The sequence below is a fragment of the Plantactinospora sp. BC1 genome, from assembly GCF_003030345.1.
Taxonomy (GTDB): Bacteria; Actinomycetota; Actinomycetes; order Mycobacteriales; family Micromonosporaceae; genus Plantactinospora.
The window spans coordinates 1104809-1129891 of the sequence record NZ_CP028158.1 but is presented as its reverse complement, the minus strand read 5'-3'; the positions used below and the strand labels follow the sequence as shown (position 1 = coordinate 1129891).

The 25083-nt window shown below is 73.9% G+C and carries 19 protein-coding genes; 12 read left to right on the top strand and 7 right to left on the bottom strand.

Features of this window, described 5'->3' with window-relative positions:
- The first annotated feature begins 919 nt into the window (after nt 1–919).
- The 3 genes from C6361_RS36845 to C6361_RS04690 all read left to right on the top strand — a co-directional run bounded on the left by C6361_RS36845 (nt 920) and on the right by C6361_RS04690 (nt 3248).
- Complete coding sequence (locus C6361_RS36845) at nt 920–1657, top strand: hypothetical protein (protein WP_159079174.1); 738 nt, start codon at nt 920–922, stop codon at nt 1655–1657.
- 214 nt (nt 1658–1871) lie between these two features.
- Nucleotides 1872–2501 (top strand): response regulator transcription factor, encoded by a 630-nt coding sequence (locus C6361_RS04695; protein WP_304598524.1) that lies wholly within the window; start codon nt 1872–1874, stop codon nt 2499–2501.
- Nucleotides 2502–2648: 147 nt separating this feature from the next.
- On the top strand, nt 2649–3248 hold the full coding sequence (locus C6361_RS04690; protein WP_107255952.1) for a response regulator transcription factor: 600 nt from the start codon (nt 2649–2651) through the stop codon (nt 3246–3248).
- 129 nt (nt 3249–3377) lie between these two features.
- Here C6361_RS04690 and C6361_RS04685 read toward each other — a convergent pair whose 3' ends face one another.
- A complete protein-coding gene (locus C6361_RS04685; RefSeq protein WP_199853247.1) occupies nt 3378–4466 on the bottom strand; it encodes an aldo/keto reductase in 1089 nt (362 codons plus the stop codon).
- Nucleotides 4467–4626: 160 nt separating this feature from the next.
- Here C6361_RS04685 and C6361_RS04680 point away from each other — a divergent pair, with 160 nt between their 5' ends.
- Nucleotides 4627–5259 (top strand): TetR/AcrR family transcriptional regulator, encoded by a 633-nt coding sequence (locus tag C6361_RS04680; protein WP_159079173.1) that lies wholly within the window; start codon nt 4627–4629, stop codon nt 5257–5259.
- A gap of 30 nt (nt 5260–5289) precedes the next feature.
- On the opposite strand, the gene C6361_RS38955 is transcribed toward C6361_RS04680, so the two are convergent.
- The 5 genes from C6361_RS38955 to lanKC form a co-directional block, all read right to left on the bottom strand.
- Nucleotides 5290–6786: a carbamoyltransferase C-terminal domain-containing protein gene (locus tag C6361_RS38955; RefSeq protein WP_107266876.1), complete on the bottom strand. Its 1497-nt coding sequence runs from the start codon at nt 6784–6786 to the stop codon at nt 5290–5292.
- 10 nt (nt 6787–6796) lie between these two features.
- Nucleotides 6797–8590 (bottom strand): ABC transporter ATP-binding protein, encoded by a 1794-nt coding sequence (locus C6361_RS04670; RefSeq protein WP_107266875.1) that lies wholly within the window; start codon nt 8588–8590, stop codon nt 6797–6799.
- A complete protein-coding gene (locus tag C6361_RS04665; protein ID WP_107266874.1) occupies nt 8587–10497 on the bottom strand; it encodes an ABC transporter ATP-binding protein in 1911 nt (636 codons plus the stop codon). The genes C6361_RS04670 and C6361_RS04665 overlap by 4 nt, the downstream gene beginning before the upstream one ends.
- A 77-nt stretch (nt 10498–10574) precedes the next feature.
- Nucleotides 10575–10703 (bottom strand): SapB/AmfS family lanthipeptide, encoded by a 129-nt coding sequence (locus C6361_RS04660; RefSeq protein WP_101366223.1) that lies wholly within the window; start codon nt 10701–10703, stop codon nt 10575–10577.
- A gap of 19 nt (nt 10704–10722) precedes the next feature.
- On the bottom strand, nt 10723–13578 hold the full coding sequence (gene lanKC, locus C6361_RS04655) for a class III lanthionine synthetase LanKC (RefSeq protein WP_107266873.1): 2856 nt from the start codon (nt 13576–13578) through the stop codon (nt 10723–10725).
- Nucleotides 13579–14045: 467 nt separating this feature from the next.
- Here lanKC and C6361_RS04650 point away from each other — a divergent pair, with 467 nt between their 5' ends.
- The 8 genes from C6361_RS04650 to C6361_RS04615 are packed head-to-tail and all read left to right on the top strand — an operon-like array spanning nt 14046 to nt 24867.
- On the top strand, nt 14046–15479 hold the full coding sequence (locus tag C6361_RS04650) for an extracellular solute-binding protein (protein ID WP_199853246.1): 1434 nt from the start codon (nt 14046–14048) through the stop codon (nt 15477–15479).
- Complete coding sequence (locus C6361_RS04645; RefSeq protein ID WP_199853245.1) at nt 15454–16428, top strand: carbohydrate ABC transporter permease; 975 nt, start codon at nt 15454–15456, stop codon at nt 16426–16428. The genes C6361_RS04650 and C6361_RS04645 overlap by 26 nt, the downstream gene beginning before the upstream one ends.
- Entirely contained in the window at nt 16425–17318 is an 894-nt protein-coding gene (locus tag C6361_RS04640; protein ID WP_107266872.1) for a carbohydrate ABC transporter permease, read from the top strand. Before C6361_RS04645 ends, C6361_RS04640 begins: the two co-directional genes overlap by 4 nt.
- Nucleotides 17318–18460 (top strand): ABC transporter ATP-binding protein, encoded by a 1143-nt coding sequence (locus tag C6361_RS04635; RefSeq protein ID WP_107266871.1) that lies wholly within the window; start codon nt 17318–17320, stop codon nt 18458–18460. The genes C6361_RS04640 and C6361_RS04635 overlap by 1 nt, the downstream gene beginning before the upstream one ends.
- 30 nt (nt 18461–18490) lie before the next feature.
- Nucleotides 18491–19723, top strand: coding sequence for a PHP domain-containing protein (locus C6361_RS04630; protein WP_199853244.1), 1233 nt, complete (start codon nt 18491–18493; stop codon nt 19721–19723).
- Nucleotides 19714–20652, top strand: coding sequence for a sugar phosphate isomerase/epimerase (locus C6361_RS04625; protein ID WP_199853243.1), 939 nt, complete (start codon nt 19714–19716; stop codon nt 20650–20652). Before C6361_RS04630 ends, C6361_RS04625 begins: the two co-directional genes overlap by 10 nt.
- A gap of 16 nt (nt 20653–20668) precedes the next feature.
- Complete coding sequence (locus C6361_RS04620; protein ID WP_199853242.1) at nt 20669–21832, top strand: Gfo/Idh/MocA family protein; 1164 nt, start codon at nt 20669–20671, stop codon at nt 21830–21832.
- Nucleotides 21829–24867 carry a glycoside hydrolase family 38 C-terminal domain-containing protein gene (locus C6361_RS04615; protein WP_107266869.1) on the top strand — a complete coding sequence of 1013 codons (3039 nt, stop codon included), beginning with the start codon at nt 21829–21831 and terminating at the stop codon, nt 24865–24867. Before C6361_RS04620 ends, C6361_RS04615 begins: the two co-directional genes overlap by 4 nt.
- 9 nt (nt 24868–24876) lie before the next feature.
- Here the strand turns inward: C6361_RS04615 and C6361_RS04610 are convergent, their stop codons facing one another.
- Complete coding sequence (locus tag C6361_RS04610; RefSeq protein WP_101366221.1) at nt 24877–25083, bottom strand: hypothetical protein; 207 nt, start codon at nt 25081–25083, stop codon at nt 24877–24879.

The window sequence follows — 25083 nt, the reverse complement described above, 5'->3', positions numbered from 1 at the left end:
CATAGGACAGCCCGGGCCCGCCGATCGGCCGGACGGATCGCGACCGAAGCTGGCTGACTCGGCGGTACACCGTGCACCGTCTCGACCGCCCCTTGTGCTCCGTCCCAGCCGTACCGCCGGGTACGGCGTGAGTGAACCAATACTCCTCGCCGCGCCCGCGAGCCGGCGTGGCCCGTCGGGTGCATCGTGATAGACACTGCGTTACGCTTTCGTTCCTGTCCGCCGACTCGAGGAGCGCTTTCGCGACATGGCCCTGGTCTCAGCAGTCCGGCGCGTGCCGGGTCCGGGCAGGCCGGGCTCCGGTAGGCGTACCGTCCGACTGCTGACCCGAGTCGCCCTGCTCGGCGGCGGTGCGCTGGCCGGGTACGTCCTTCTCGGCATGCTCGACGGGCCGGCGCTCGCCAGCGACCGCGACGCGTCGGCGACCGCACCGCGACCGCTCGGCTCGCTCGTCGAGACGGTCGCGCCGGGATTGCCGGGACTGCTCGACGATCACGTTCAGTTGCCTCGAAAAGCGACACCCGAGACCGATCGCCCCACTTCCGGCCCGACCCGGACCCGTCCGGAATCCACCCGTTCGGAACCGTCCCGTTCGGAGTCCGCCCGTCCTGAGCGGTCCCGTTCGGAGTCCACCCGTTCGGAGCGGACCCGGCCCGAGGGGTCCCGTCGGGAGCGGGCCCGGCCGGCGACCGGGGCCGAGCGGGATGGACCCGCGTCGCGGCCGCAGCGGCAGCACTCCGCCGGCCGGTCCACACGCGACGGTTCCGCGCCCGACCCGGAGCGCGGCGAACCGGCGCCGGGCGCCGGAGGATCGGCCTCCACGTCCCGATCGCGGGACGGGAGCGCCCCGATCCGGCCGGACCGGGCCACGGCCGAGACCGTCCAACCGGCCACCGTCCTCGGCACTCCGCTTCGGACGGTGCTCCCCGAGACGCCGCCCGCACTGCCCGTGGTGACCGAGGTGGTCCCGGACCTGACGGCCGGGATACCTGCGCTCACCGCCGTGGTGCCGAAGCTGGCGGCCGGGGTGCCCGTGCTGGCCGGAGCGGTTCCGGACGTGGTGGCCGGGGTGCCGCTGGTGCTGGAGGCGTTGCCCGAGGTGGTGGCGGGCGTCCCGGCAGCGGCCGAACGGTGGCCCAAGCTGCTCGGCACGGTACCGGAGATCGTGGGCAGCGTGCCCGTCGTCCGTGACGTACCGCACGGCGGCCGCCTCGACGCACCGTCGCCCCGGCTCCTGGCAGACCAACCGGCGCAGCCGGCTCCGGCGCCCGCCGTGCCGTGGCCACCGGTCTCCGCGCCGGCACAGGCCCAGCCGGCCGCCCCGGTCCCGGTTCCCCTCGAACCGCCCACGTTCTCCGCGCCGCTGCGGCAGCCGCTCGATCCGGGTGCCGGCAGCGCGGCGGGCGCGAGCCGTCCGTCGGTTCCGCGTGCCGTCGCCCGGGACACCAATCCCGGGTTGCCGTCCACGCCCCATCCACCCGTCGACAGCGGTGCCGGCACCCAGCAGGCCGGGCCCACGCAGTCCAGTGGCGGACAGGCCGCCGCACTGCCGGCCACGCCCGGCTGGCAGCCGACCACACGATCTCCGTCGGTTCTGCCCGGCGGAGGTGCCAGTCCCACCGGCCGGTCGCCGGGCGTACCAGCGCTGCCTGGCTGATCCGCCCCGGCGGCCGTACTTCCGGTCGCTTCCTCCGTCTCCGCCGTGGCCGGCCCGTTCCTGCGGGCACCCGGTGGAAGCCTCCGTCGGTGCACCGGGCACCGCCGTACCCGTCGAGGTGGCGGGCCCGACCGACGGCGCCGTACTCAATCGTGCTCGTGATCGGCTCCGGTCGGGTGGTGACCCGCTCGGACGTCGAGGTTGTCGCTGAGTCGTGTACCGAGATCGGAGTGACCTCGTGATCCGGATTGTGATCGTTGAGGAGATGGGTTTGTTGCGGGGGGCGTTGCGGGCGGTGTTGTCGAGTGAGGAGGACCTGGACGTGGTGGCGGACCTCCACGAGCCGGGCGAGTTGGTGGCGGTCGCCCGTCGGCGCCGGCCGGACGTCGTCGTGGTCGACATGGAGCTGCCGGGTGCCGACATGCTCGACGTGGTGGCGCAGCTCGGTGTGGAGGCGCCGGGCAGTGCGGTACTGGCGTTGAGTACCCAGTTGACCCCGGAGGCGCTGCAACGGGCGATCCGGGCCGGTGCCCGGGGCTTCGTCGACAAGAACCTGCCCCCGGCGGAGCTGGCCCGGTTGGTCCGGGCGGTGGCGTTCGGCGAGCGGGTCTTCGACCCGGTCGCCGCCGTAGCCGCGCTGAACCCGCCGGAAAGCCCGCTCACCAGCCGTGAGCTGGAGGTGTTGCGGGTGGTCGCCGAGGGCCTGCCGCTGAAGGAGATCGCCCGTCGGCTCTACCTGGCGCACGGCACGGTGCGTAACCACCTCTCGATGATCCTGCGCAAGACCGGGACGCGGAACCGGCTGGAGGCGGTCCGGCAGGCCCAGCGGGCGGGTTGGATCTGACCGGCCCCGTCACCGGCACATCCTGGGCCGGGGCCGACGGCGAGGAACGCGTCGGCGGCCCCGGTCGCTCCAACGGGCGCACTCGGCGTGCTCGTGTTTGAATGTTCACGCGGGGTGATCTAGCGATGACAAGTAGCAGGGGGGAACGTGATACGAACGCTGCTCGCGCTGAACGGCGCTCTCATCCGTGGCGCCCTGGCCTTCGTGCTGACCACTCAGGACGACATCGAGGTCGTCGCGGAGGTCGACCGAGCCGAGGACATCGGCACGGCGCTGCGGATGCAGCGTCCCGACGTGGCCATCGCGGACGTCAAGCTCTTCGGGGCGGGGGCCCTCTCCAACGGGGCCGCACCGTCCGAACCGCCTCCGGTACTGGTACTGGTGGACCCGCGTCGACCGAGGGTGCTCGGGGACGCGTTACGTGCCCAGTGCCAGCGCCTCGGGTTCCTCGGCAGCGACGTCGGCCCGGAGCGGGTGATCGAGGCGGTACGTCGGCTCGCCTGCGGGGGGTCCGTGGTGGACGCCGATCTGGTGGTCGCGGCGCTGGCCCGGGACAACCCGCTCACCGAACGGGAGGTGGAGGTGCTGGAGATCGCCGCCGAGGGGTGGCCGGTGGTGGAGATCGCCAGCAAGCTGTCCCTCTCCGCCGGTACCGTGCGTAACCATCTGTCGCGGATCGCCGGCAAGACCGGTGCGCGTACCCGGATCGAGGCGATCCGGATCGCCCGGGAGAGGGGCTGGATCTGAACCGTCCGGTCCGGTGCGGCACCGGGAGGGACCGGAGATTGCAGGCCGGTGGCGGGCGGGACGGTCGCCGTCCCGCCCGCCGTCGTGCCCCGGGCGCCGGTCGGCCCTACCGGGGGACGCCGGTCGGCCCTACCGGGGCGTGCGGGCGCCGGCGAAGGCCTGCTGGATCCAGTTCGGATAGGCCGGCGGCAGGCTGCTCACCTCGTCGAGGTCGGCGAGGTCCTGCGGGCTGAGGGCCAGCTCGGTCGCGGCGATGTTGTCGGTCAGCTGGTCGAGCCGGCGGGCGCCGACGATGACGCTGGTGACCGCCGGGCGGGCCAGCAGCCAGGCGAGCGCGACCCGGGCCGGGCTGACCTGGTGCCGGGCGGCGACCGTCCGGAGTACGTCGAGCACCTCGTGCCCGCGTGCCGGGTCGATCAGCGGGAACTGGGAGTACTCCGGATGCGCCTGCCGGGAGCCGTCCTCGGCGACCGTTCCGGTCCGGTCGGTCTTGCCGGCGAGGAAGCCGCCGGCCAGCGGGCTCCAGACCGTCAGCCCGACGCCCTCCGCCTCGGCCATCGGCAGCAGGTCCCGTTCGGCGTCCCGGCCGACCAGCGAGTAGTGCGCCTGGACGGAGACGAACCCGGCCCAGTCGTGCCGGGCGGAGATGCCGAGCGCCCGGCTGACCTGCCAGGCGGCCAGGTTGGCACAGCCGACGTAGCGGACCTTGCCCTGGCGTACGGCGTCGTCGAGGGCACGCAGCGTCTCCTCGAACGGGGTCAGGTGGTCGAAGTTGTGGATCTGGTACAGGTCGATGTGGTCGGTCCGCAGCCGGCGCAGGCTGTCCTCCAGTGCCCGCATGACGTGCAGCCGGGACTGGCCGTTGTCGTTGGGGCCGGTCCCCATCGGCGCGTGCACCTTGGTGGCGAGTACGACGTCCCGGCGCCGCTGCCCGAGTACCTGGCCGAGCAGCTCCTCGGACTCGCCGTCGCTGTAGACGTCGGCCGTATCGATGAAGTTGATCCCGGCGTCGAGGGCGGTGCCGACGATCCGGTCGACGTCCTCCCGGCCCAGGGCGCCCAGCTGGCGGTAGATCGGGTGGTTCTCCCCGCTGAAGGTCATCGCGCCCAGCGAGATCTCCGAGACCCATACTCCGGTACGCCCTAGTAGGCGGTATTTCACTGTCTGCCCCTTTGTGTCGTGCTCGATCGCGGCGCCGGGCCACTCCTGCCCGGTCACCGAAGCCGTCCCGGACACTGCGTCGGACACAGTGTCCGAGGCAATGCTAGCGCGCCCTCCCAGGTCGCTCCGCCGACGCCGTACACCGGTCCTGACCAGCTCCTCGGCGACCCGCCGCCGCCTCGCCGCCGCCTCGGCGGGCCGACCTAAGATTTCCCACATGCCATCGATCACCCGGCGCCGCGCGCCCGACCCCGACCGGCGCGCCACGGTCGAGGCCCAGGTCCTCGCCGCGACCGAGCGGCTGTTGGCGGAGGGGACGAGCTTCACCGAGCTCGGGGTACAGCGGATCGCCGAGGCGGCCGGGGTGGCCCGCTCGACCTTCTACACCCACTTCCGGGACAAGTCGGAACTGCTCATGCGACTGGCCGGGACGATGCAGACCGCCAACTTCGACATCGCGAGCGCCTGGCGACCGGAGAGCGGCGTCGAGGCCCTGGTCGACGCCTTCCGACAACTACTCGGGATACACCGCCGGTACGCCGCCGTGATCAACGCCGTCAACGAGGTCGCCGCCTACGACCCGGCGGTACGCCGGTTCTGGCGTACCGGCGTGGCGCGGTTCTCCGACAACACCGTCCGGCTCCTCGCCGAGGACCAACGGGCGGGGCGTGCCCCGGCCGACCTCGACGTGGACGCCGCCACCCGGGTCGTCGTGGTGGGCGGCGAGAGCGCCATCATCGACCACATCGCCAGCTCCGGCGGGGACAGCAGCGGCGACGACGCGTTCGCCCGCGAACTCGCGCTGATCTGGTGGCACGGTGTCTACCGGCGGCCGGCGGCACCGGACTGATCCGCGACACCGCCGATCCGCCGGGGCGGCTCAGAGCACGGGCACACCCGTCCGGCTGCTGAACCGGCGGGCGTCCGCCCGGTCGTTGACCAGCGGTTCACCCTTGAGGTTCAGGCTGGTGTTGAGCAGGATCGGGCAGCCGGTCCGCCGCTCGTACTCGCCGAGCAGGTCGTAGAGGCCCGGATGCTGCCGCCGGGTCACCGTCTGCACCCGGGACGTCCCGTCCACGTGCACGATGCCGGGGAAGGCCCGGGGCTCGCGACACCTGGCGGTGAACTGCATGTACGGCGACGCGTCGACCGGCATGTCGAAGTACCGCTCCGCGACCTCCTGCCGGACCACCGGGGCGAACGGGCGGAACGGTTCCCGCCCCTTCACCCGGTTGACCCGGTCCCGGCTGTCCGGCCCGCGCGGGTCGGCCAGCAGGGAGCGGTTGCCCAGCGCCCGGGGACCGAACTCGGCCCGGCCGCGTGCCACCCCGACCACCCCTCGGGTGGCCAGCGCCCCGGCCAGGGCCGCGACCGGGTAGTCACCCTCGATCAGGGTCCCCAGGTACGGCCCGGTCCAGTCGAGCTGGTGACCGAGGACCGCCGCCGCCGCGCCGAGGCTCGACCCGGCGTCCCCGGGGTTCGGCAGCAGGGTCACCCGGTCGAACCCGCTGTGCCGGGCGAGCAGTTCGTTGGCGACACAGTTGAGCCCCAGCCCGCCCATCACGGTCAGCGTCGCCGCGTCGACCCGGCTACGCAGCCAGCGCGCCGCCCCGAGCAGCACCTCCTCGGTCACCGCCTGGATGCTCGCCGCCAGGTCCGCCGGATCGGCCCGGGGCTGCCAGTCGCCGATGCCCCGGTGCACGTTGCGACGCAGCCGGAAGGTGGGCGGGGTCAGTTCGATCAGGTCCGTCTTGAGCTGCCCGACGTACCGGGGGCGACCGAGCGCGGCCAGCCCCATCACGATGAACTCCTCCTCGTTCGGCTTGAACCCGCAGCGCCGGGTGAAGGCGCTGTAGAGCAGTCCGAGGCTGTGCGGATAGCGGCAACGGGCGAAGACCCGGTAGACGCCGTCGCGGAACTCGCCGAGGGTGAACGTCTCGAACTCGCCGATCGCGTCGGCGGTGAGCACCGCGGTGTGCCGCTCGCCGCTGGTGAAGTGCCCGGCGGCGGCGTGCGAACGGTGGTGCCCGACGTACCGGATCGGCACGCCGCGCAGTTCGGGCAGGTCGAGCCGGGCCAGGTAGCGGCGGGGCAGGTCCTCGACGTCCACGGCGTGCCGGAACTGCCCGGCCCGTACGTGCCGCAGCTTCTTGCGCAACGGGTGCTCGTACCAGGCGATCAGGTCGGGGCGGCCGAAGGAGAGCGCCTCGGCGAGCAGCCCCGGGGCGAGGTCGGGATCGTTCTTCCGGCGCGAGTACCGTTCGGCGTGGCCGGCGAAGAGGATCTCGGCACCCCGGACCACACAGGCCGACGCGTCGTGCGACAGCGCGCTGAGACCGAGTACCTGCTTAGGCCCGAGTGCCCGAATGGCTGCCATCGAGACAACTCTATATAGCGGGCACCTCGCTGGAAACGGGATCGCCCTGCCAGTGCCCGACCAGTTCCCGATAGGTCGCCGAACGGGCCAGCAGTTCGTCGTGCCGGCCGCACAGCGGACGGCCGCCGTCGAGGATCAGCACCTGCCGGGCCCGCAACGCCGAACTGATCCGGTGCGCCACCACCACCAACGCGCCCGGGCGGGTGCCGAAGACCTCCTCGACCGTCGCCTCGGCCACCGGGTCGAGATGACAGGTCGCCTCGTCCAGGATCGCCAGCGGCGCGGGGGAGAGGTAGGCGCGGACCGCCGCGACGAGTTGCCGTTCCCCGGCGGAGAGCGCCGTGGGGTCCACCGTGGCGGTCAGCCCGCCGAGCCGGCGTACCAGCGGCAGCAGGCCCAGCCGGTGCACCGCCGCGTCCACCCGGTCCTGCCCCGCGCCGGGGCAGAGGTAGCGCAGGTTCTCCAGCAGCGTACCGGCGAAGACGTACGCCTCCTGCGGGATCATCACCCGGTGCCGGGCCAGCGTCGCCGGATCGGCGGCACCGATCGGGGCCCCGCCGAGCAGCACCGTACCGGCCTGCGGCCGGAGCAGCCCGGCGAGCAACCCGGCCAGGGTGGACTTGCCGGCCCCGCTCGGCCCGACCACCGCCAGGTACGCCCCCTCGCCGAGGGTGAGGTCGAAGCCGTCGAGGACCGGGCGGGCCCGTGGGCCGTACCGGAAGGTGACCTCGCGCAGCTCCGCCCAGGCCGACCCGGCCCGGTACGCAATACCGGCGGCGGCACCGGTGCGGGGCGGCGCGGTGTCGGCCGCACCGACAGTGGCGAGACCGTTCGGGGGTGTGTCGGTGTCGGATCCGAGCGTGGTGGCGGCGAGGATCCGGTCCAGCGTCACCGCGAACCGGAGTCCGCCGCCGGCCACGCCCTGCACCAGCGCGTGCAGCGCGGGTTGGAGACCGGTGGCGACGTACACCAGGGCGCCGAGTACCGCACCGGCGGTGAGCCCACGCCGGACCAGCCAGGGGGCGGCCAGCAGCAGTACCGCCAGCGGCAGCCAGCCGCCGACCGCGAGACTGAGGCTGCGCAGCGCCGCCATCCGGGCCAGCGCGTGTTCGGCCCGGGCCTGCCGGTCCACCTGCCGGCCCACCCGGTTTGCGACGATCTCCTGCGCGCCGCAGGCCACCACGTCCCGGTGCCCGGCGAAGGCCGCGCCGGCCGCCTCGCCGAGCCGCTCGTCGGCGGTGACGTAGTCGCGCTGCCGGGCGACCATCGCCGGCAGCGCGGCGGCGAAGAGCACCAACCCGGCGACCAGCGGTACCGCGACCACCCCCGCCACCACCGGAGTCAGCGAGAAGAGCCCGAGCAGGGCCGCCCCGGCGGTGAAGAGAAAGCCCCGGACCACCATCACCAGTCCGGCGAAGGTGTCCCGGACGATCTCCACCTGATGGGTCAGCCGGGCCACCGCCGAGGTCTCCGGCCGGGCTCCGGCGGCGGTCGACCGGTGCAGCGCCCCGGTGACCACCCGGCCGGCCAGCTCGTCGCGGAACGGCTCGACGACGTCGCCGAGGCAGGCGTACGCCCGGTTGGTGCCGACCGCGCCGATCACCACCGCCACGGCCAGTACGCCCAGCCAGGCCAGCCCGGTCTGCGGCCGGCCGGCCAGGAATCCGTCGTCGACGGCCCGGGCGGTCAGGTAGCCGGCGAGCAGCGTCGGCAGCGCCTCGGCGGCCGACCACCCGGCGAGCCGGCCGAGCGGGCGGGCCCGGCGGCGCAGCGCGGCGGCGGTGAACCGGGCGACCCCGCTCATCGCACCGCCTCGGCCGATGGCTCCGCCGCCTCGGCCGGTGGCTCCGCCGCCTCGGCCGGTGGCTCCGCCGCCTCGGCCGGTGGCTCCGCCGCCTCGGCCGGTGGCACTGCCGCCTCGGCCGGTGGCACTGCCGGCTCGACCGATGGCACTGCGGGCCCGATCGGTGGCTCGGCCGGCGGCTTCGCCGGCTCCGCCCGGGGTGGCGCGGAAGCGGCGAAGACGCCCCGGTAGGCCGGATCCCGCCACAGCCGACGGTGCGGGCCGACGCCGCGCAGCCGGCCGCCGTCCAACCAGGCGACCAGCTCCGCGGCGGCGGCGGTGGCCACCCGGTGGGTCACGACCAACCGGGTACGCCGATCCGGGTGCGCGGCGACCGCCGCCGCGATCCGGTGCTCGGTGGCGGTGTCCAGGCTGGAGGTGGCGTCGTCGAGGATCAGCAGCCGCTGCGCGTGCAGGGCCCGGGCCAGCCCGAGTCGCTGCGCCTCGCCGCCGGACATCGGGGTCGCGTCGAGCCGGCTCTGGTAGCCGTCCGGCAGCCGCTCGACGAACTCGTCGATCGCGGCCGCCCGGGCCACCGCGCCGAGCCGCGCCTCGGAGCCGGCGGCGGAGCCGAGCGTGACCGCCTCCGCGATCGTCTCGCCGACCAGCACCGGCCGCTCGAAGCCGTATCCGACCGCCTGCCGCAGCGCGGAGCGGCTGAGCCGGCGCAGTGGTACCCCGTCGAGGAGTACCTCGCCGGCGTCGGGGTCGCGCAGCCGGCCGGCGACCGCGGCCAGGGTCGACTTGCCCGCTCCGGAGGGGCCGACCACGGCGACGGTCGCGCCGGGCGGTACCCGCAGGTCGATTCCGTCCAGCACCGGACGGCCGTCGTCGGCGTACACGGTCACCCCGGTGAGGACCAGTCGGCCGGTACCGTCGGGCAGCGGCGCCGTCCCGTACGACCTCGGCGGCTCGGCCAGTACGGCGGCGACCCGCTGCGCCCCGGCCCGGGTCCGGACCAGCCGGTTGAGCGTGGCGACGATGCTGCCCAGCCCGGCGCCGAGCGCGGCGTACTGCACGGCGGCGAAGAGCTGACCCGGGGTGAGTCGCCCCTGCGCCACCGACCAGCCGCCGACCGCGACGATCGCCAGTTGCAGCAGCGGGGCCAGCGCCGCCGTCCGGCCGGAGGCCCGGGCCAGCGTGGTCCAGGTGCGGATACCGTGGGCGCGCAGCTGCGGCAGCGGCTCCAGTACCCGGTCGATCTCGGCGCGGACGGTGCCGGCGGCGGCGATGGTGCGGGAGCCGTGCAGCGCCTCGGCGAGCCGCCCGGCGATCCGACCCTGTACCCCGAGATAGCCGGCGGCGGCGGCCGAGGCGTCGGTGACGAAGGCGCGCAGGCCGGCGGCGAGCAGCAGCAGCCCGGCGCCGAACGTGACTGCGAGGCGCCAGTCGAGCAGCAGCAGCGCGACGACGCTGCCCAGCGGGGGGAGCGCGGCGGCCACTCCGAATACCACCGTGCTCCCGGCCTGGCCGGAGTCGGCGGCCTGTCCGACCAGCCGGCCGACCAGGTCGCCCACCGGATAGCGGGTGGCGCGGCGCGGATCGAGGGCGAGCAGGTGCCCGAGCAGCCGGTGCCGCAGCCGGGCGGTGGTGCGGGCGGTGCCGGCACCGGCGGCCAGGTTGCTCAGCGTGTCGGTGGCGACGATCAGCACCACCAGGCCGCAGGCGGCGAGTGGCCACCACCGGTCCGCCCCGCCGAGCGCGGCGTCCACGGCCAGCCCGAGCGCGGCCGGTAACAGCAGTTCGGCCACCGCGCCGAGCAGCGCGGCGGCCGCGAGGGCGACGGTCCAACCGCCGCCGTACGCGATCGCCTGCCGGAGGAGCCGGTTCCCGTCGGCCTGGACCGGCCGGTTCCCGTCGGCGGCCACGCGTACCACCCTTCCGTCGACACGGGGTTGCCCTGGGCGGGGACGTCTGCCCACCCAGGGCCCCGATGCTGACCTGATCAGTTGCAGGTCGTCACGGACAGCGAGCTGTCGCCGCACAGCAGCAGGCTCGCGCGGCTACCGCCGCCACCGCCGCCCCCACCGGTGCGGTCGGCCAGCTCCATCCCCTGAAGGTCCAGAAGCGCCATGGTTGTTTCACCTCCTCCTTTACTGTTCGGTCCGATGTGCCCCTCGCGGCAGCGAGGGGAGTCTGGTCGCGCCGGTCAGCGGCGCGAGGAAGGGCAGCGTCACCGGCTCGTCGTGCCGGGCCATCCCGGTGGCGAGCAGTACGCCCGCGCTCCCGGTGGCCAGGTCCATCGACAGCCGCAGCAGTTGCTCGCCGGGGAAGGCGAGGAAGCCCTGGTACGGCAGCGCGTGCCAGGCCAGCCGGCCCACCTGCCGGTCCAGTTCGGTCCGGTCGTCCTCCCGGTCCGCCTCGGCGCCGCTCGGCCGCTCCCCGGTCGGGTGGCTGCCGTCGGGTGTCCGCGCGGCCAGGTAGGCGATGATGCCGGCCCGTCCGGCGAAGAGCCCGGACTGTGCGTAGAACGGTGCCCGGGCGGCCCGCCGTACCGCGTCGGCGGACTCGGCGAGTTCCGGGTCCGGCCGGTGCCGGAGGTACTGGTCGAGCACCAGTCCGATGCCGACGCTGCCGTGTGCCAGGTACGGCATGGTCCGCCAGCCCTCGTTGACCTCCAGCGCCCCGTCCGGGCGTACCACGCACCGGCGCAGGTCGTGCCGGAGCGCGTCACCGGCCCGGTCGAGCAGTCCGGTGTCACCGCTGCGCTCGTAGAGCCGGAGGAACATCAGGGCCGGGCCGCTTCGCCCCCGGGTCAGTCCCGCGTACGGGTGCTGCCCGCCGCTGATCTGCGCCCCGGCGCCGGTGCTGCCGGCGGTGTCGCCTCCGGCCGGCGCACCGGCGCCGTCGGCCGACCGGTCGGCGACCAACTCGGCGGCGCGCCAGGCAGCCTGCCGTAACGTCGGTTCACCGGTCCGGTCCGCCATCTCGGCGAGGTTGAGCGCTATGCCGGAGAGCCCACTCACCAGGTCCTCGCCGAGTTCTTCCCAGGGCTCTCCGAGGCAGATGTCGAGTACGTCGAGCGCGTCCTGCCGGCGGCCGAGGTGCTCCAGGGCGTACGCGACCCCGTGCAGTCCGTCGTAGAAGCCGCAGCGGGTACCGGAGGCCGGGCGCAGGGCCCGCTTCACCAGCCAGTCCTCGTACTCCGGGTACCGGCCGGCGCCGGTGGCGTGCAGCGCGTGCAGGACGCCGGCGGCGCCGTACCCGAGGTTCAGGCCGCCGGTGCGGAACTGGTCGATGTCGCCGGGGAAGAGCCGGTCGTCGCGGTCCGGGGTCGCGCTGGCGAGGACGGCGCCGGCGATCCGGTCGCGCAGTCTCGGCCAGGCCGTCCGGTCGGCGGCGAAGTCCTCGGCCCCGGGCACCGGGTGGGTGGCCCGGCCCCGCGCCGGGTCCCCGGCGTGGCTGGCCGGCAGCGGTTCTCCGGCGCGGACGTTCGGCACCTGCTTCTCGGGGCGGGCCGTCGGCGTCGCGTCGGCCGTCGGCATTGTGTCGGCCGTCGGCGTCGTGTCGGCCGTCCGCGTCGCGTCGGTGCGGATGGCGTCGCCGGTGATCTCGGCGACGGCCGCGTCCAGGAAGTCGCGCGGCACCGGGAAGTGCGCGGCGACGACGTCGGCGAGGTGCGCGGCCTTGGCCGGGGCGAGCCGGACCATCTGGGTCAGCGGCAGGAAGAGGGCGAGCCGGAGGCAGGCCAGGGCGTAGCGGTCCACGGCCAGCCCGGTCCGGTCGCGCGGGGCGGCGAAGGCCTGGTTGCGCAGCGCGGGGCGGGTCGCCTCGGCCACCGGCGCGGCGACCTCGAAGTCGACCAGGGTGACCCGGTCGTCCGGGCCGACCATGATGTTGAACAGGTGCAGGTCGCCGTAGACGATGCCGTGTGCCGCGATCGCCTCGACGGTCCGCTCCACCTGCTGGTGGATCCGCAGTGCCCAGTCGGTGTAGTCGGCCAGCTCGGCCGGGGTGGCGTCCGCGTCGACCAGCGGGTACCGCTCGACGATCAGCTTGTTCAGCGCCCGGCCCTCGACGAACTCCAGGGCGAGGAAGTGGTGGTCGCCGAGGACGAACTCGTCGTGCACCCGGGCGATCCCCGGCACGTCGGCGAGCCGGCGGAGCATCTCGGCCTCGCGGTGCAGTCGGGTGATCGCGTCGGTGCCGGTGGCGTCCAGCCCGGCGTGCGGGCGGGCCTCCTTGAGTACCACCTGGGCGTCGGTGCGGGTGTCCCGGCCGACGTACAGGCCGCCGCCGTTGGAGAAGTGGATCACCCGTTCGATCCGGTACGGCAGGTCCGTGGTGGTGGTCGCGTTGCGGGCCGCGAGGTGCGGGCCGAGGAACTCGGGCAGGGTCACCCAGTCCGGTACGTGGAAGACCGGGTCGCGCCGGTCCGGTACCAGGGTTCCGGTGCCGTCCTCGATCGCGGGTACCACCTGGCCGTCGTCGCCGACGCAGTACCGGGCGGCGAAGCCGCCGTACCGGACGTAGACCGGGCCGGCGCCGTAGCGCAGGTCACTGAGAATGTACGGCCCGGCCTCGCCGTCCAGCCGTTCGGCGAGCTCCTTGCAGGCGAGTTCGAGTTCGGCCTCGTCCCGGGGGTAGATGGTGACGAACTTGCCGCTGGAGCCGCGCCGGGCGTACTTCGAGTTGCGCATCAGCAGCATCCGCGGGCCACGGAGGAACTTGAACGAGATTCCCCGGGGTACGCAGTAGTCGAAGACGCTGTCCAGGATCCGGTCGGCGTTGTCGAGACAGGCCGACACGTGGATCTTCCAGCCCTGCTGGGGGAGCGTGCCGTCCTCGGGGCCGTAGATCAGCCAGTCGTCGCTCGGCTCGCGCTGCCAGCCGGCCGGCACCGGCCGGTCGGCGGCGGTGAACCCGGCGGCGACGGTCGCGGAGGTGGTGCTGAGCGAGTCGTAGAACAGTGGATCGACCGCACAGTAGGCGTCGTATCTCTCGTCCATCTCGCGGCTCCTCGGGTGTTCCCTGGGCGACCGTGCTCCATCGATGCATCCGAGTCTCCTGGTCGGGTCCGAGGTGTTACTAGTGTGTTAAGTCATCCCCCAAGGTGCGTCATGCACGGGTACCTATGACAAATGTCAGGGCCGCCGGTCGAATGAGGACCATCAATATTGCTAAATCCGGATATACGAATCACCGCTGGTTGGAGACGTCTGTTCCGGTACGTCCGCGATCGCGGAGCGGCGTCGGGGGCCCCTCGGGTGAACCCTCCACTGCGGCCTGACCGCCCCGGGAGCCGGCCGGTACACCCGGGGGAGGGCAGGGGCGCGCGGCGCCGACGGCGAGGTCAGCGGTCCGCCTCGCGGTTGCCGGTGGATTTCGAGTAGATCTATTTACGTCGTCAGGCTGTCATGACATTCTGCCAAAGGTGAGGTCGTTCGAGATCGATCGTTGGCGCGGGGAGGCGGACATGTCAGATCGGCGCAGGCGCCGGTGGGGCCGTACGACCGGACCGGCGGTCGGCCGCGCGACGGGCGCGGTCGGCACGGTGCTGGCGATGGTGCTGGCGGCCACCGCCTGCGGGGACTCCTCGGAGCCCGCCGGCAGGGACGCGAAGAACATCACGCTGACCATCACCGACAACGCGATCGCCGGCGGCAAGAACTCCCGCAGTGCCGAGTGGATCCAGAATTGGGTGATCCCGAGGTTCGTCGAGGCGCAGAAGGCCAAGGGCGTGACCGCGAAGGTGACCTTCCTGCCGAGCGGCGTCGACGACGAGCAGTACAAGACCAAGCTCGCGCTCGACCTGCGGGCCCGGTCCGGCGGCGACGTGATCTCGATCGACGGCATCTGGGTCGGGGAGTTCGCCCAGGCCGGATACCTCAAGCCACTCTCCGAGGTGGCCGGGGCGGAGACCGACTCCTGGGAGGGCTGGGCACAGATCCCGGAGGCGGTGCAGGGGCTCGGCCGCTTCGAGGAGAAGCGGTACGCCATCCCGATCGGCACCGACGGCCGGGTGCTCTACTACAACAGAAAGCTCTTCGGCCAGGCCGGCCTCCCCGCCGACTGGCAACCGCGTAGCTGGCAGGAGATCCTCGACGCCGGCACCAGGCTGAAGAGCCTGCCCGGGGTGACCCCGATCCAGATCAACGCCGGCACCGCGATGGGCGAGGCGACCAGCATGCAGGGCGCGCTGCCGCTGCTGGCCGGTGCCGGCGGCGAGGTCTACGCGGACGGCAAGTGGAGCGGCGCCACCGCACCGGTTCGGGACATGCTCGACTTCTACGCCAGGGTCTATGCCGGCGGGCTCGGCGACCCGCTGCTGCAACAGGAGGCGAAGGGGCGGGACAAGGCGTTCCAGCGGTTCGCCGAGGGCAAGGTCGGCATCCTCGCCGAGGGCGACTACTTCTGGCGCAGCGTCGTCGAGCCGAAGGCCGGCATCGCCAAGATGGCCGACCGGGACGCCACCGTCGGCTACGCGCTGATCCCGGCGAAGAACCCCGGGGCCGGCATCCGGGGGCAGGACTTCGTCAGCATGTCCGGCGGCAGCGTCCGGGTGCTCAACCCGCACTCGAAGTACCCGACCCAGGCGTTCGAGCTGCTCACCTTCATGCACTCGGCGGAGGCGGTGAAGGCGGAGCTGGGTGAGGTACCCCGGATCACCGCCCGGACCGACGTCAACAACGAGGTGCTGGCCGGCGACCCGATGCTCAGGTTCGTGGCCGAGAAGGTCCTGCCGATCACCGCCGCCCGGCCGCCGCTGGCGGTCTATCCACAGGTGTCGGTGGCGATCCAGGAGGCCACCGCGGCGGTGGTCGGCGGCAAGGCGCCGGACGTTGCGGCGGCGGACTACCAGAAGAAGCTGGCGGGGCTGGTCGGTGGCGCGGACAACGTCGTCTCCTGACCCGACCACCGTCGACACCGGCGGGTCCGCGACACTCCGGGCCGACCCGGGTACCCCGCTGGCCCGCCGTGCCGACGCCGCCGGGCTGGGCCGGACCCTGGCGGGCGGGTTCGTGCTGCCCGGCCTGGTGCTGATCGTCCTCTTCCTGGTGGTCCCGGCACTCTGGACCATCTACCTCGGCGTCACGAACTACCGGCTCACCGGGCTGGCCGCGGCCGACCCGCAGGTGGTCGGGCTGGACAACTACACCGCGGCCCTCGGTGACGAGCGGTTCCGTACCTCGCTCTGGCTCACCCTCCAGTTCGTCTTCGGCTCGGCGGTGCTCGGCCAGGCCGGGCTGGGTTTCGCGATCGCCTGGTCGCTGCGTGACCGGCACGGCCCGGTACGCCGGGTGGTGGAGGCGCTGGTCCTGCTCGCCTGGATCCTGCCGAGTTCGGTGGTGGCGTTCCTCTGGATCGCCCTGCTGGACCGGGACGCCGGCACCCTCAACGCGCTGCTCGGCACCCCCGGGATGGCCTGGCTGCTCGACCACCCGATGCTGTCGGTGATCCTCTTCAACACCTGGCGCGGCACCGCCTTCTCGATGATGCTCTACGGCGCCGCCCTGCAGAACGTGCCGCCGTCGCACCTGGAGACCGCCCGGCTGGCCGGGGCCTCGGGCTGGCAGCAACTGCGCGACGTGGTCTTTCCGCGCATCCGTGGGCACGTGCTGACCAACCTGCTGCTGATCAGCCTCTGGACCTTCAACGACTTCACCCCGTTCCTGATCACGGCGGGCGGTCCCGAGCAGCGGTCCGAGATCCTCCCGGTCTACGTGTTCAAGATCGCCCTCTCCGGTGGTGAACTCGGGTTCGGCGCGGCGATCTCCTTCCTGATGCTGCTGATCAACCTGGTCATCGCGCTGGTCTACCTGCGTACCCTCGGCCAGCGGCGGGAGGCCCGGCGATGACGGCCGGCCCGGAGACGACGACCCGTCCCGCGCCGACCGGTCCGGCGGCGACCGGCCCGGCGACGACCCTCGGGTGGCGGGGCGCGCTGGCCCAGATCGGCCGCTACACCTTCGTCTCCCTGGTGCTCGGCTTCTTCGCGCTGCCACTGCTCTGGCTCGCCACCGCACCCTTCGACCGGACCCCGACGATCACCACCTCGCTGCCCGAGTTCACCCTGGACAACTTCCGGGCCCTGCTGGACAACCCGTACGCGCTCCGGTCGCTGTGGAACTCGATCCTGCTCTCCGGCGGTACGGCGGTCCTGGTGGTGACGTTCGCCGCCTCCGCCGCGTACGCGCTGAGCCGGGTACGGATGCCGGGCCGGGACGCGCTCCTCTACGGACTCCTGCTGCTCTCCTCGATCGTCACCGGTACCGCCACCATGGTGCCCCTCTACGAGCTGGCCTTCCGGCTCAACCTGATCGACTCCCGGCTCGGCGTGATCCTGATCCTCAGCGGAGGGCTGCTGCCGGCGGCGATCTTCATCCTGAAGGACTTCATGGACGGCACGCCGACCTCGTACGAGGAATCGGCCCGGGTCTTCGGGGCCAGCCCGGTGCAGATCGTCTGGCAGATCGTGCTGCCGATGGTCCGACCCGGGCTCGCCACCGTGGCGGTCTGGGCGGTGGCGAACGTCTGGGGCAACTTCCTGGTGCCGTTCCTGCTGCTGCGCAACCCGGACAAGGCCCCGGCAGCGGTGATCATGTACACCCTCTACACCGAGGGCGGTCAGGCGAACCTGGCGCTGCTCTCGACCTTCTCGCTGCTCTACTCGCTGCCGGTGGTGCTGATGTTCGTCTTCGTCAGCAGCCGGTACGGCTTCCGGTTCCACGGAGGGATCAAGCGCTGATGGCCGCCATCACCCTGCGCCGGCTCGGCAAGGTCTATCCCGGCGGTGTCCGGGCCCTGGACGGGCTCGACCTGACCATCGCCGACGGCGAGTTCTTCGCACTGCTCGGGCCCTCCGGCTGCGGCAAGACGACCCTGCTGCGGACCATCGCCGGGCTGGAGGTGGCCACCGAGGGCGCCGTCGAGATCGGCGACCGCGACGTCACGAACCTCCAGCCCGGTCGCCGGGACGTGGCCATGGTCTTCCAGGACTACGCCCTCTTCCCGCACATGACCGTCGAGGAGAACATCGGCTACCCGCTGCGGATCAAGAAGGTGCCCCGGTCGGCCCGGCGCGACAAGGCCGCCGGGACCGCCGCCGAGCTGGGCCTGACCGGGCTGCTCGACCGGCGCCCCGGCCAGCTCTCCGGCGGCCAGCAGCAGCGGGTCGCGCTGGCCCGGGCGATGGCCTGCCATCCGCAGGTCTTCCTGCTCGACGAACCGCTCTCCAACCTCGACGCCCGGCTCCGGCTGGAGGCCCGGACCTTCCTCAAGCGGTTGCAGCGGGAACTCGGGGTCACCTGCGTCTTCGTCACCCACGACCAAGCCGAGGCGCTGGCCCTGGCGGACCGGATCGCGGTGATGGAGGGCGGCCGGATCCGTCAGGTCGGCACCCCGGTCGAGGTGTTCCGGCGCCCGGCGAACACCTTCGTGGCCGGGTTCATCGGCTCCACCCCGATGAACCTGCTCGACGCCGAGGTGGCCGGCGACGCGGTGCTGGTCGCCGGGACCCGGCTGCCGCTGCCCGAACCGGCCCGCACCCTGGTCGCCGACGGCGACCGGGTGGTCTACGGGGTACGCCCGGAGTACCTCGACCTGCACCCCGCCCCAGTGCGGGACGCGCTCTCCGGCCGGGTGGTCGTGGTGGAGAACCTCGGCAGCAGCTCGCTGGTCTCGCTGGACCTGCCCGACACGGACGGCGTCTCCGGGGTCGGTCTCCAGGTGGTGGTGCCGGAGGGCCACGAGCCGGAACTCGGCGACATCGGGTGGGTGCTGCCGCGCGAGGGCCGTTCGCTGCTCTACCGGGACGGCGAACTGCTCGGCGCCGCCGCACCGGCCGGCGCCCCGGCGGCGGTCGGCGGTGCGGTGGGCGGATCTGGCTGACGGGACGGACGAGCGGATCGAGGTGCGGCAGTGCGGGACCGGGTGACGACGCACCGGGGGCGATGGACCCTCGACGACCGGGCGGCGAAGATGATCCGGCCGCTGCCGGTGGAGGTGCCGCCCGGCACCGCCGCGGTGAGCGTACGGCTGGACTATCCGCACGAGGCCGGGGTGCTGGACCTCGGCTGCCAGGGTACGGCCGGCTTCCGGGGCTGGTCCGGTGGTTCCCGGGACGCGTTCACCGTCGCCGTCGACTGGGCGACCCCGGGCTATCTCCCCGGCGAGCTGGAACCCGGGCAGTGGCAGGTGCTGCTCCGGCTGCACCGGATCCCGCCGGACGGGCTGGACTTCACGGTCACCGCCACCACCAGCGGCACCCGACCGGCACCGCCGGAGCCGGCCCCCGCCCCGGCCCGGCCCGAGCGCCGACCCGGCCGACCCGTACCGGCCGTCGACGGGCTCCGCTGGTTCGCCGGTGACCTGCACGCGCACACCGTGCACAGCGACGGCTCCAGCACCGTGCCGGAACTCGCCGCCCTCGCCGCCGGCCAGGGCCTGGACTTCCTCGCGGTCACCGACCACAACACGGTGAGCCACCACCCCGAACTGCCCGCCGCGAGCGCCCGGTACGGCGTCACCCTGCTGCCCGGCCAGGAGGTGACGACCGACCGCGGCCACGCCAACGTCTTCGGCTCGACCGGCTGGATCGACTTCCGGAGACCGGCCGACGAGTGGGTCGCGGCGGCGGAGCTGGCCGGCGGGCTGCTCTCGATCAACCATCCGCTCGCCGTCGACTGCGCCTGGCGGCAGCCGCTGCGCAGCCGGCCCCGGCTGGCCGAGATCTGGCACTCCGGCTGGTGGGACCGGACCTGGGGAGCGCCGTTGGCCTGGGCGCAGGCCTGGCGGCCGGACGTCGTACCGGTCGGTGGCAGCGACTTCCACCGGCCCGGGGACCCGGCACCGGGCACCCCGACCAGCTGGGTACTGGCCGAGTCGGGGCAGGACCCGACATCTGCCCCGGACGCCGGGGCGCTGCTGGCCGGGCTGGCGGCGGGGCGTACCGCCGTGTCGGCCGGGCCGGACGCGCCGCTGCTGCTCCGGCTCGGTGCCGAACTGCTCGCCCTGGACGCCGACGGGACGGTCCTGATCCGGCCGGACGGGGCACGAGAGGTGATCCGGGGCGACCGGGTACTGCTGCCCGCCGTGGACGGGCTGCACCTGCTGGAGTCGTACCGGACGGAGGTGATCGCGCTGTGCGCCTGACGACGGACGACCCCGCACCCCCGGCCGCGGCCGTACGGGTGGCGAACGCGCCGGTCAGCTTCGGCATCTACGCCCCGGACGCGGCGCCGCTGCACCCGGACGAGCTGCTCGACGGGCTGGCCGAGGCCGGCTACCGGGGCATCGACAGCGGTCCGCTCGGCTACCTCGGCACCGGAGCCGGGCTCGGGCGCCGGCTGGACCGGGTCGGCTTCGGCCTGGCCGGCGGCTGGGTGGATCTGCGCTTCGCCGACCCCGACGGGTTCGCCGCCGACCTGCCCGGCCTGGACGCCGCGCTGGACGTCTTCGGCGCGGCCCCGGTCGACGACCCCCGGTTCGCGCCCCGGCCCACGCTGGCCTGTTCGGCCGACCCGGCCCGGATGGCCCGGCCGGGCGTGCCGCACGATCCCGGCCTGGCCCTGCCGGCGCACGCCTGGCCGGGCTTTGCCGACCGGGTGCAGCGGGCGGCGGACCGGTGCCGGGAGCGCGGCCTCGAACCGGTGTTCCACTACCACCTCGGCACGGACGTGGAGACGGCGGAGGAGGGGGACCGGCTGCTGGAGCTGACCGACGTCTCGGTCTGCCTGGACACCGGTCACCTCTGGCTGGCCGGCGGCGACCCGGTCGCGGCGGTACACCGTTGGGGTGCCCGGATCCGCCAGGTGCACGTCAAGGACGCCGACCTGGCCGCGCACCACCGGGTCCGGTTGGCCGGCGGCGGGCTGACCGAGGTGGTGGCGGCCGGCGGGTTCTGCCGGCTCGGTGCCGGCGGGGTGGACATCCCCGGGGTACTGGCGGCGCTTGGCGAGATCGGCTACGCGGGCTGGCTGGTGGTGGAGCAGGATGCCCCGGCCGGCCGCCGCGACGTCGCCGCGATGCTGGCCGAGCAGCGGGCCAACCGGGAGTATCTGCACGGGCTGGGTCTGCGGTGACGGGCGGGGTGCGGGTGTGAGCCCGGGGAAGCGGCTCCGGGTGGCGGTCGCCGGGCTGGGCGTGATCGCCCAGACGGTGCACCTGCCGCTGCTGGAACGCCGTCGCGACCTCTTCGAGCTGGTCGCCGTCGCCGACCTGTCGCCGAGCCGTGCCCGGGAGGTGGGCGGGCGCTACGGCGTACCCGAGCGGTGCCGGCTCGTCGACGGTGCCGAGCTGCTCGACGTCGCCGGCCTGGACGCGGTGCTGCTGCTCACCTCCGGCTCGCACGGCGACCTCGCGGCGGCGGCGCTGCGCCGGGGCGTACCGGTCTTCTGCGAGAAGCCGCTCGCGCACACCCGGGCCGAGGCCGCCGAGCTGGCCCCGCTGGCCGCCGGGGAGGACCGGCTGATGGTCGGCTACATGAAGCAGTACGACCCGGTGGTGGTCGAACTCGCCCGCCGACTCGACCGGATCGGCGGCGCCGGGGCGGTGCACGCGGTCGAGGTGACGGTGCTGCACCCGAGCGGCGGGTCGCAGCTCGCCGCCCACCGGCTGGCACCGGCACCGACCGACGCGGACGGTGAACGGGTCCGGGGCTTGCGCGAGCGCGCCGACGAGCTGCTGACCCGGGCGGTCGGGCCGGACCCGGCGGTCCGGGCGCTCTACCAAATCATGATCAACAGTGTCTCGCACGACCTGTCCCTGCTCCGGCTGCTGACCGGCGCACCGGGCACGGTGCAGCACGTCGCGCTCTGGCCGGCCGAGCCGGCACCCGGACACGAACCCTCGGTCGAGGTCAGCGGCGAGCTGCCGGCGGGCGGCCGGTACGGCATCCGCTGGCTCTACCTGCCGGACTACCCCGGCTACCGGGAGACCGTCACCCTGCACCACGCCCGGGGCTCGTTCGAGCTGGTCTTCCCGACCCCCTACCGGCCGGACCGGCCGGCCACGCTGACCGTGCGGGACGGGGACGACGGGGACGACGGGGACGACGGGGTCGAGCGCCGCTGCGTCCACCGGGGCAACGTCTCGGCCTTCGAGCGGCAACTCGTCGCCTTCCACGCCATGGTCACCACGGGTGCCCCGCCCCGGACCGGGCTGGCCGGCGGCACGGCCGACATCGTGACCAGTCAACAGGTGGTCCGCCGGTTCGGGGAGCTGACCGGTACGGCGGTGGGTGGAGAGGCGGCGACCGGATGACGACGGACGAGCGTGGGCGGGCCGGAGCGGGCGTACCGGCGAGCATCGTGGTGGTGCCGCACACCCACTGGGACCGGGAGTGGTACGAGCCGTTCCAGCGCTTCCGGCTGCGCCTGGTCGCGCTCCTCGACGAGGTGTTCGAGCGGATGGAGCGCGACCCGCGCCAGCGGTTCACCCTGGACGGCCAGCTCGCCGCCGTTGACGACTACCTGGAGGTACGCCCCGAGCGGCGGGACCGGGTCGCCGCCCTGGTCGCGGCCGGCCGGCTGGCCGTCGGCCCGTGGCAGATCCTGCTCGACGAGTTCCTCTGCTCCGGCGAGAACATCGTCCGCAACCTGGAGCTGGGGCTGCGCCGGGCCGCCGGCTTCGGCGCCGCCATGCCGGTCGGCTACCTGCCCGACATGTTCGGGCACGTCGCCCAGATGCCGCAGATCCTGGCCGGTGCCGGGCTGGCGCACGCCTGCGTCTGGCGGGGTGTGCCGGACCGGGTACGCAGCTCCGCCTTCGCCTGGACGGCACCGGACGGCACCACGATCCGGACCGAATACCTGCACGGCGGCTACGGCAACGCCGCCGGCCTGGTGGAGAACCCGGCCCTGGTGGCCCGCCGCGCCGCCGAGCTGGCCGAGCGGCTCGCCGCCTGGCGCCCGGACGACGCCGAACCGACGTCCCCGATGCTGGCGATGTACGGCGCCGACCACGGCGCCCCGGCCGCCGCCACGCCCGACCTGCTGGCCGAGGCGGCGGAGCGGACCGGCCTGCGGCTGCGCCTCGGCACCCTGACCGACTACTTCGCCGAGCAGCCGACCGGGGTCGCCGGCCTGCCGGAGGTACGCGGCGAACTCCGCTCACACGCCCGGGCGAACATCCTGCCCGGGGTCTACTCGGTGCGGGCGCACCTGAAGCAGGCGATGGGCCGGGCCGAACGCTGCGTCGAGCGGTACGCCGAACCGCTGCGCATCCTCTGGTACGACGACTCCGCGCAGCGCTTCCTCGACATGGCCTGGATCCGGCTGATCGAGGCGAGCTGCCACGACTCGGTGACCGGCTGCGGCTGTGACGAGACGGCCGAACAGGTGGCGACCCGGATCGCCGAGGCGGAACAGCTCGGCCGGGCGGTGCACGACCTGGTCGGCGGGCGGTACGCCGCCGGTACGCCCCGGGACGGCTACGCGGTCTTCAACCCGACGCCCCGCCCCCGGACCGCGCTGGTGCGGCTGGACGTCGCCCTGCCGGGCCCCGGAGCCCCGGTCGCCCTGCACACGAGCGCCGGTCGGATGGTGCCCACCCAGCGGCTGGCGGCCGCACCGACGCTGCTCGCCGACGACTGGTACGACGAGGCCGACCTGCCCGTTGTGCTGGCCCGGCTGCACGGCACCGAGCTGTACGGCCAGGAGGTCACCCGGTGGTCGGTCTCGCCGCCCCGGCCGGCCGGTCCCGACGGATCCCCCGGTCGGCCCGGCGCCCTCACCTTCCACGTCGCCCGCCACGCTGACCAGGCGTTCGACGTCGCCGAGGTGCGGGCGGCCCTGGCCGAGGCGACCGCCCATACGGACAGCGCCGCCACCGCCGACAGCGCCGGCACCACCGATCCTCGCCCGGCCGCCGCCGAGTCGCACGGATCCGTCGCGCACGCCGACCCGGGCAACGGCTGGGCGGGCCGGCCGGGCGGTACCGGTCGGCGATGGCGGGTGCGGATCCTCGCCGAACCCCGGGCGACGGTCGCCGCGCTGGTCGAGGTGCCCGCACTCGGCTGGACCAGCGTCCGGCCGGTACCGGCGGACGGCGCCACCCGGAACGACCCGGAAGACGCCGGCACGCTCGCCGACGGGGACGCGGGACCACCGCCGGCCCGGGCCTGGGGCCGGACGCTGGACAACGGGCTGCTCCGGGTGGAGGTGGCCGACGACGGGACGCTGGGCCTGCACACCCCCGACGGGCTGCGGGTCGAGGGACTCGGCCGGATCGTCGACGGCGGAGACGTCGGGGACAGCTACAACTACGCGCCGCCGGCAACGGACTCGCTGGTCGACAAGCCGCAGTCGGTGCGGACCGCGATCCTGCACGAGGGACCGGTCACGGCGGTACTCGACGTGCTGCGTACCTATCGGTGGCCGGTGGAGGCGGAGGTGGCGGCGGGGACCCGCTCGGTGCGTACCGAGTCGGTGACCGTGGCGACCCGGCTGGAGCTGCGGGCGGCCGAGCCGTTCCTCCGGGTGACGGTGAGCTTCGACAACCGGTCGGCGGACCATCGGGTACGGGCACACCTGCCGCTGCCGTCCCGGGCCGACGTGTCGTACGCGCAGGGCCAGTTCGCGGTCGTCGCACGCGGGTTGACCAGTGAGGGCGGTTCCGGCGAGGTACCGCTGCCGACCTATCCGGCGGCCGGCTTCGTGACGGCCGGTGGTGCCGGCGGCTCGCTGGCGGTGCTGCTCACCCAGTCGAGCGAGTACGAGTTGGTCGACGACGGCCGGGAGCTGGCACTGACCCTGCTCCGGTCGGTCGGGATGCTCTCCCGGAACCGGAATTCGATGCGGGACGAGCCGGCCGGGCCGCAGGTGCCGACGCCGTCGGCACAGTGCCGGGGGGAGCGGACGGCCGAGTTCGCGCTGTTGCCGTTCCGGGGCGGGTGGCATGCCGCAGGGGTGCCGGCGGCGGCGGAGGCGTACCGGCACGGGTTCCTCAGCTTCGCCGGCACCGGTCCGGCCGGCGGTGCCGTCCCGCCGGCCCGGACCGGTTTGTCGGTGGCCGGGGCCGGGGTGGTGCTGAGCAGTGTGCGGGACCGGGACGGCCTGGTCGAGGTGCGGGTGGTGGCGGAGCATCCCGCCGACACGGTGGCCACCCTCGGGGCCGGTCGGCCGATCCGCGCGGCGCGCCGGGCCGACCTGCTGGGTCGGCCCGGCGCGGCACTGTCGGTGGGTGTCGACGGGTCGGTCCGGCTGCCGCTGCGGGCCTGGGAGATCGCCACCGTTCAGCTCGAACTCGCCACCGGGGACCCGGGCGCGGACGACGAGGAAACCGTCGATCGGTACTGACCGGCCAGGTCAGCGCGACGGCTCGGGCACGTCGCACTCGATCTCGGGGTTCAACCCGACGTAGTTGAGCGGTCCGGCGATCACCGTCACGATGGTGGTGCCGACCTCGGCGCAGTTGTCGTTGCTGCGGTCGAAGTAGCCGCGCTGCCCGGCGGCGATCGCGCCGATGATCAGCCAGAGCAGTACGATGACGCCGCCTATCGATCCGTAACGCAT